Source organism: Chryseobacterium sp. HMWF035 (assembly GCF_003094695.1).
GTDB lineage: Bacteria > Bacteroidota > Bacteroidia > Flavobacteriales > Weeksellaceae > Chryseobacterium > Chryseobacterium gambrini.
In genome coordinates this window covers 20,447-27,239 of the sequence record NZ_QEHP01000013.1, presented here as the reverse complement: position 1 = coordinate 27,239, position 6,793 = coordinate 20,447, and the positions used below count along the sequence as shown (strand labels likewise).

The following is a 6,793-nucleotide window of genomic DNA, read 5'->3' as shown; positions in this document are numbered from 1 at the left end:
GAATATTTAATAATTAACTGTTTTTTAATATTTTATTTTGACTTTAAAGGCGGATTTTTAGTGTTTAAAATAATATTATGTTAAATATTAAATGTTGATTCGAAAAAATAATCTGAAATTGATTTCGAATTAAAAAAAAAATATCAATGTAAATAATTCAACTGATTTTATTTATAAAGGTGTTTATACTTTTCAGTAGAATTCTAACTGTAAGTTTCAAACGCAAAGTCTATGTTTTCAGAGTCAATATTTTAAACTAGGCAAAGTGAAGCAGGTTACATTTGCTATTAATTGACCACTTCATCATTCGTCTCTGCCAAAAATATCTTTGCTTTATTTCTCAATAAAATAATAGGGATGCTTTGCGGTTAATGGTTGTCCGCAATTTTTCATAATTAATCATTATAATGAGTAACAGATAAACAAATTTAAATGAGTTTAAACATTCTATTTTAAAATTTTTCTATCATGTTATGTTAAAAAATAATCATGATCAGATTAATTTTATTTAATACATTTGAAGAAGAATATTTTAAAATGAAGCTTTGTAGATGGAAAAATCAAAAATATTGGAAGCCGTAAAAAGCAGAATTGCTGAAAAAATTCAGAAACTTGAAAAACTGATCGAGGAAACGCGCGCTTCAAATAATGATACCAAAAGCTCAATGGGCGATAAATATGAGACCGGGCGCGAAATGCTTCAGCAGGAAATCAATAATCTGCAAAGGCAACTGAACGAATCGTTAAACCAGCAATCTATTGTGCAGAAAATATCATCCGATCCATCATCAAAAGTGCAAAACGGAGCCTTAGTAAAAACGGATAAAGGACTTTTCTATATTTCTGCATCGGCGGGAGAAATTGTGATAGATCACCAGAAAATCATGACGATTTCCACAGAATCACCTTTGGCAAAAGCAATGCATGGATTAAGTGAAAACCAGAATTTTTCTGTCAATAATATCACTCAGAAGATTGTAGAAGTAAAGTGAAATTTCTATGAATCATAAAATCTGTTTACATTCAATACGACTTTTTTCCTAACTTATGATAGCAGAAAATCATTAAGATTTTTCTAAATTTGACACTCAAAATAATCCTTCAACATGCAGAATTACCTAGACCTTTTACAGCATATTTTAGACAACGGAACCGATAAGACCGACAGAACCGGAACCGGAACGAGAAGTGTTTTCGGCTATCAGCTGAGATATGATTTATCGAAAGGTTTTCCTTTGGTAACCACCAAAAAAGTTCATTTGAAATCCATTATTTATGAATTGCTTTGGTTTCTGAAAGGAGACACGAACATCAAATATTTGAAGGACAACGGAGTTTCAATCTGGGACGAATGGGCAGATGAAAATGGCGATCTTGGACCGGTTTACGGAGCGCAGTGGAGAAGCTGGAACGGAGCGGATGGTAAAATCGTGGATCAGATTACGGACGTTATCGATCAGATTAAAAAAAATCCGGATTCCAGAAGACTTATCGTTTCCGCATGGAATGTTGCCGAAATTCCCAACATGGCTTTAGCGCCTTGTCATGCGTTATTTCAGTTTTACGTGGCAGATGGAAAACTATCGCTTCAGCTGTATCAGAGAAGTGCCGATGTTTTTCTGGGAGTTCCCTTTAACATTGCAAGCTATGCATTATTGCTGATGATGGTTGCGCAGGTTTGCGATCTCCAAGTTGGAGATTATGTTCACAGTTTTGGAGATGTTCATATCTACAACAACCATTTTGAGCAGGTTAAAAAACAACTTTCCAGAGAACCAAGACCGCTTCCTACCATGAAGCTGAATCCTGAAATCAAAGATATTTTCAGTTTCGATTTTGAAGATTTTACGCTGGAAAATTATGATCCGCATCCGGGAATTAAAGCGTCTGTTGCGATTTAAAATGTTGTCATAATTTCATTAACTTTGATATAAATTCAAAATGTATGGAAATTAAAATCAGTTTAGACGAATATGCAGATGTGGCTTTCATTAAAAAACTTTTGTCGCAGATAAAAGGTATTACCCATATTGAAGTTTCAGAAGATCATAAAACCTATTCCTGGGAGGAAATTGAAAGTTCCGAATATTTTGCAAAAGTAATGGAGCAAAGTGAGAATGATTATAAAAACGGGAAAACTCAGGAATTAACAGACGATTTATTGAATGAAATTTTTCATAAAAAATGAAAATAACAATTTCAGAAACAGCGAGAATATCGGTGAGTGAAATTATAGATTTTCTAAATGCCAAATGGACTGCAAAAGAAATTGCCGTTTTAGAAAACGATATTAAAAAATTCAGGCAGACAATAACTGATAATATTGTAAAGCATCCATCTTTAGAAAATTTTCCTGATATAAAGTATACCCTTATCGGCAAGAATCAGATTAAGGTGATGTATGAAATTAAAACCGACGAAATAGTGGTTAAATTATTCTGGCATTGCAGACAAAATCCAGTAAGACTAAAATATTTTCTCAGTAAATAAAGAATAAAGTGAAGCCGAAAACTTCACTTTTTTTGTAACATCTCCTGAAATTTTTCAACTCATTCAGCAAAATCTCAAAAGTATGTTGAAAAAGTTACTTTTCCTGTCTGTCATCAGTCTTTCAACGACTGCATTTTCTCAGGCTAATGTGAAGCAAAAATTAGCCGCTTACATAGATTCTTTGTATGCACATCACAAAATTATGGGAAGCTTTGCCTTTGCAGAAAACGACCGTCCTACCTTTGTGAAAGTTGTGGGTTTTTCAGATGCAGAAAAAAATCAGAAAGCGAATGTAAATACCCAATACAGGATCGGATCAATCAGTAAAACATTTACTGCCGTTTTAATTATGAGAGCTTTTGAGGAAAAAAAGATTTCCTTAGATCAGAAACTTTCAGAATTTTATCCTGAAATTCCAAATGCTGAAAAAATTTCCATCGAAAATTTACTGCAGCACAGAACAGGAATTCATAATCTGACCAGTGAAGCAGAGTTTTGGCAGTACAACACCAAACCTCAGACAGAAAGCAGCTTAATCAGCATCATAAAAAAATACAAAAGCGATTTTGAACCCGGTTCAAAACACGAATACAGCAATTCCAATTACATTCTGCTCGGTTTTATTCTCGAAAAAATTTACAAAAAACCGTATGCCGTTTTGTTGAAAGATAAAATTACAAAACCTTTAAAATTAACGCTTACAGAAGTTGGAGGAAAAATAGATCCATCGAAAGATCAGGCAAAAGCGTACCAATACATCAACGGAAAATATGTAGCTTCATCCGAAACGGATATGAGTATTCCGATTGGCGCAGGAAATATCATCTCTACTCCAAGAGATCTTCTTACTTTTATTCTTGGTCTCGAAAATGGAAAATTGGTGAAAAAATCCAGTCTTGAAAAAATGAAAACTTTTGTAGATGATTACGGATATGGCTTGGTGAAAGTTCCTTTCGACAAATATTCGGGATTTGGTCATACAGGAGGAATAGACAACTTCAGTTCTGCATTATTTTATTTTCCGGATCTGAAAATTGCCACCGCTTTCAGCACCAATCAGTCGGAAATGGATACCAATGAAATTTCCATCAAAATGATTGAAACTGCCATGGGAAAAGATTTCGAAATGCCCAATTTTAAAACCTATGAAATTTCCGAGAATGATCTTCAGAAGTTTACAGGAACCTATTCCAGCAAAGGCATTCCGTTAAAAATTACCATTTTTATTGAAGATAGAAAACTCATGGCTCAGGCAACCGGACAAAGTGCATTTCCTTTAGAAGCAATTTCCGAGACAAGCTTTAAATTTGATATGGCAGGAATCGTGATCGATTTTTATCCGGCAAAAAAACAGTTTGTCATTATTCAGGGTGGTACAAAAAATACGTTTACAAAAGAATAAAACAATGAAATATTTAAAAATAAATACCGAAGAAACTGCCGATCTTGAAGCACTGAAAAATGCAATTCTTCAGATGAAAGGCATAGAATCCATAGAAATTATCGACGAAGAAAATCCGGAAAGCGAGCTGAAAAAAGCTTTTGCCAAAACCAAAGAACAGTTCAAAAAAGGAGATTACGAAACATTGGTAAACGATATTTTTGATATTTTAACTAAAAAATAATTTAAGAAATAAATAATGAAAAAAGCCATTTTATCGATTGCTTTACTGGGCGGAATTTTGTTTTCCGCAAGTGCAGCCGCACAAACCGAAACTTCGGGAAGAGAAAAAGTATACAGAGCCACTCATACCAAAGTAACGGAGCTAAAACACACGAAGCTAAAAGTAAATTTCGATTATCAGAAAGAACAGATGAACGGGGAAGAATGGCTTACTGCCGCACCTTTTTTCTATCCGACCAACGAACTTACGCTTGATGCAAAAGGAATGCTGATCCATGAAGTCGCGTTGGATATCAATGGAAAAAAATCTCCTATAAAGTATGATTATAAGGATGATGTTTTAAAAATTACTTTAGACAAAACCTATCAGAAAAATCAGGATTACACAGTTTACATCAAATATACAGCACGTCCGAATGAAGTAAAACAGGAGGGAAGTGCAGCCATCAGTGATGCAAAAGGTCTGTATTTCATTAACGCACAGGGAACAGATCCGGATAAGCCAACACAGATCTGGACGCAGGGTGAAACGGAATCTTCTTCAGCCTGGTTCCCGACCATCGATAAATCCAACCAGAAAACAACGCAGGAAATTTACATGACGGTTCCTGATAAATACGTAACCCTTTCCAACGGATTGCTGAAAGATTCTCAAAAAGAATCCAACGGTTTAAGAACCGATCATTGGGTGATGGATAAAAGACATTCTACCTATCTTTTCTTCATGGGAGTGGGAGAGTACGCTATTGTAAAGGATAAATGGAAAAATATTGCAGTTGATTATTATATTGAGAAAGAATACGAACCGTATGCAAAACAGATCTACGGAAACACACCGGAAATGATCGAGTTTTTCTCTAAAAAGTTAGGCTACGATTTCCCATGGTCGAAATACGCCCAGATTTCCGGAAGAGATTACGTAAGCGGAGCAATGGAAAATACAACGGCAACGTTACACGGAAGCGATATTTTACAGAAACCGGGACAGTTAATTGACGAAAATACATGGGAAGATACCATTGCCCACGAATTGTTTCACCAATGGTTCGGGGATCTCGTAACGGCAGAAAGCTGGAGCAATCTTACGGTAAACGAATCTTTCGCCAATTATTCCGAATACCTTTGGAACGAATACAAATACGGAAAAGATCAGGCAGATTATCATCAGATGAAAGATGTCAATATGTACCTTACAACGCCGGGAAATTTTGATAAAGATCTCGTCCGCTTCAATTATGATTCCCGTGAAGATGTTTTTGATTTGGTAACGTACCAGAAAGGAGGCGGAATTCTTCATATGCTGAGAAATTATCTGGGAGATGATGCTTTCTTCGCAGGAATGAACGACTATCTTAAAACGTATGAATATCAGAACGCAGAAGCGCATCAGTTGAGATTATCTTTTGAAAAAGTTTCAGGAAAAGATTTAAATTGGTTCTTCAATCAGTGGTATTTCGGGCACGGAAACCCTAAAATTAAATATTCTTACACGTTCGAACCGGTTAAAAAACAGGTTGCGGTAACCATAGAGCAGACGCAGGATCAGCCGTTCCAGTTTCCTCTGGCAATCGATGTTTACGATAACGGAAAGCCGAAAAGATACAATGTTTGGGTAAATGCAGAAGCCAAAAATACCTTTAATTTTGATGTTTCTAAGAATGCCGATCTGGTAAACATTAATGCCGACGGAATTTTGGTGGCAGACATTACGGATACCAAAACGCCGGAGCAATATGCAATGCAGTATGCGGGATCAAAAGAATTTAAAAGCAGATATCTTGCAGTAAGCGGAATCAAAGATCAGGTGGGAAAAAATCCGGCAGCTACAAAATTATTGGCAGCCGCTCTTAAAGATCCGTTCTTCAGAACAAGAATAAAAGCTTTGCAGTTAATGGACTTATCAAATCCTGAGCAATTTAAAGCGATGGGAGCAGAAGTAGAAAAATTAGCTTCCAATGATCCTAAAACTTTAGTACAGGCTGCAGCGATTTCGGCTCTGGCAAAAACAAAAGATAAAAAATACCTTCCGGTTTTCGAAAAAGGAGTAAATGCCGTTTCAAACGCTGTAAAAGGAAGCTCGGTGAGCGCTATTGTTGAAATAGATCCCGCAAAAGCAAGTGCTTTAGCAGATAAAATTGATCTGGAAGGCGCTCCTGAAAATTTGTTGTCTAAACTTTTACCGGTGATCGTTAAAAATAAGGTGACCTCTCAAATGTCGAATATTGCGCAGGTAGCCGCATTTTATCCCTTCATTAAATTCCAGAATCCTGAACTGGGCAAAAGTGCGGAAGAAGGCTACAACTGGATTATGAGTTCTGATAATCTGAAAGCAACAGAAAGCATCACCAAAATGCTGAATCAGGCAAAAGGACAGATCGGAAACAATCCTCAGGCGAAAATGATGATCTCCCAAATGCTGAAAGACGGTCTTGCCAAAAAAATGGAACTTCTGAAACAGAATCCTCAAAATGCAGCAAGTATCAATAAGCAGATTGACGCAATTAACAAATCCATTGAAGATTTTAAATAACCTTTAAAATTATATTGAAGTTGTTTAAACTAACTTTAAATTTAACCACAAAAGGTACGAAAGACTTTATTGGATTTATGTAAAATATTTCAAAAGTCCGCAAAGAGAAAAAATCTTTGATTTTTTAAAACTTATGTGCTCTTTTTTTC

7 protein-coding genes are annotated in these 6,793 nt (G+C 35.6%); all 7 read left to right on the top strand.

The features are described from left to right. Window positions 1-551 precede the first annotated feature (551 nt). The 7 genes from DD829_RS01900 to DD829_RS01870 all read left to right on the top strand — a co-directional run bounded on the left by DD829_RS01900 (window position 552) and on the right by DD829_RS01870 (window position 6,644). Window positions 552-992: a hypothetical protein gene (locus tag DD829_RS01900; protein ID WP_076395305.1), complete on the top strand. Its 441-nt coding sequence runs from the start codon at window positions 552-554 to the stop codon at window positions 990-992. A 114-nt stretch (window positions 993-1,106) separates the two neighbouring features. After that, entirely contained in the window at window positions 1,107-1,901 is a 795-nt protein-coding gene (locus DD829_RS01895; RefSeq protein ID WP_108409292.1) for a thymidylate synthase, read from the top strand. A gap of 44 nt (window positions 1,902-1,945) precedes the next feature. Continuing rightward, window positions 1,946-2,188: a hypothetical protein gene (locus tag DD829_RS01890; RefSeq protein ID WP_076395309.1), complete on the top strand. Its 243-nt coding sequence runs from the start codon at window positions 1,946-1,948 to the stop codon at window positions 2,186-2,188. Beyond that, window positions 2,185-2,490, top strand: coding sequence for a hypothetical protein (locus tag DD829_RS01885; RefSeq protein ID WP_108409293.1), 306 nt, complete (start codon window positions 2,185-2,187; stop codon window positions 2,488-2,490). The genes DD829_RS01890 and DD829_RS01885 overlap by 4 nt, the downstream gene beginning before the upstream one ends. Window positions 2,491-2,572: 82 nt before the next feature. Next, window positions 2,573-3,892 carry a serine hydrolase domain-containing protein gene (locus tag DD829_RS01880; protein WP_108409294.1) on the top strand — a complete coding sequence of 440 codons (1,320 nt, stop codon included), beginning with the start codon at window positions 2,573-2,575 and terminating at the stop codon, window positions 3,890-3,892. 4 nt (window positions 3,893-3,896) lie between these two features. Next, window positions 3,897-4,115, top strand: a complete 219-nt coding sequence (locus DD829_RS01875) for a hypothetical protein (protein WP_076395315.1) — start codon at window positions 3,897-3,899, stop codon at window positions 4,113-4,115. 15 nt (window positions 4,116-4,130) lie between these two features. Beyond that, the gene (locus DD829_RS01870) at window positions 4,131-6,644 is read left to right on the top strand and encodes a M1 family metallopeptidase (protein ID WP_108409295.1); all 2,514 of its coding nucleotides are present in this window, start codon (window positions 4,131-4,133) and stop codon (window positions 6,642-6,644) included. The last annotated feature ends 149 nt before the right edge of the window (window positions 6,645-6,793 follow it).

What these genes read in the sequence shown, in the direction of transcription:
- DD829_RS01875 (WP_076395315.1), top strand. Translation starts at nt 3,897, where the DNA reads ATGAAATATTTAAAAATAAATACCGAAGAAACTGCCGATCTTGAAGCA.
- DD829_RS01870 (WP_108409295.1), top strand. Translation starts at nt 4,131, where the DNA reads ATGAAAAAAGCCATTTTATCGATTGCTTTACTGGGCGGAATTTTGTTT.
- DD829_RS01880 (WP_108409294.1), top strand. Translation starts at nt 2,573, where the DNA reads ATGTTGAAAAAGTTACTTTTCCTGTCTGTCATCAGTCTTTCAACGACT.
- DD829_RS01900 (WP_076395305.1), top strand. Translation starts at nt 552, where the DNA reads ATGGAAAAATCAAAAATATTGGAAGCCGTAAAAAGCAGAATTGCTGAA.
- DD829_RS01890 (WP_076395309.1), top strand. Translation starts at nt 1,946, where the DNA reads ATGGAAATTAAAATCAGTTTAGACGAATATGCAGATGTGGCTTTCATT.
- DD829_RS01885 (WP_108409293.1), top strand. Translation starts at nt 2,185, where the DNA reads ATGAAAATAACAATTTCAGAAACAGCGAGAATATCGGTGAGTGAAATT.
- DD829_RS01895 (WP_108409292.1), top strand. Translation starts at nt 1,107, where the DNA reads ATGCAGAATTACCTAGACCTTTTACAGCATATTTTAGACAACGGAACC.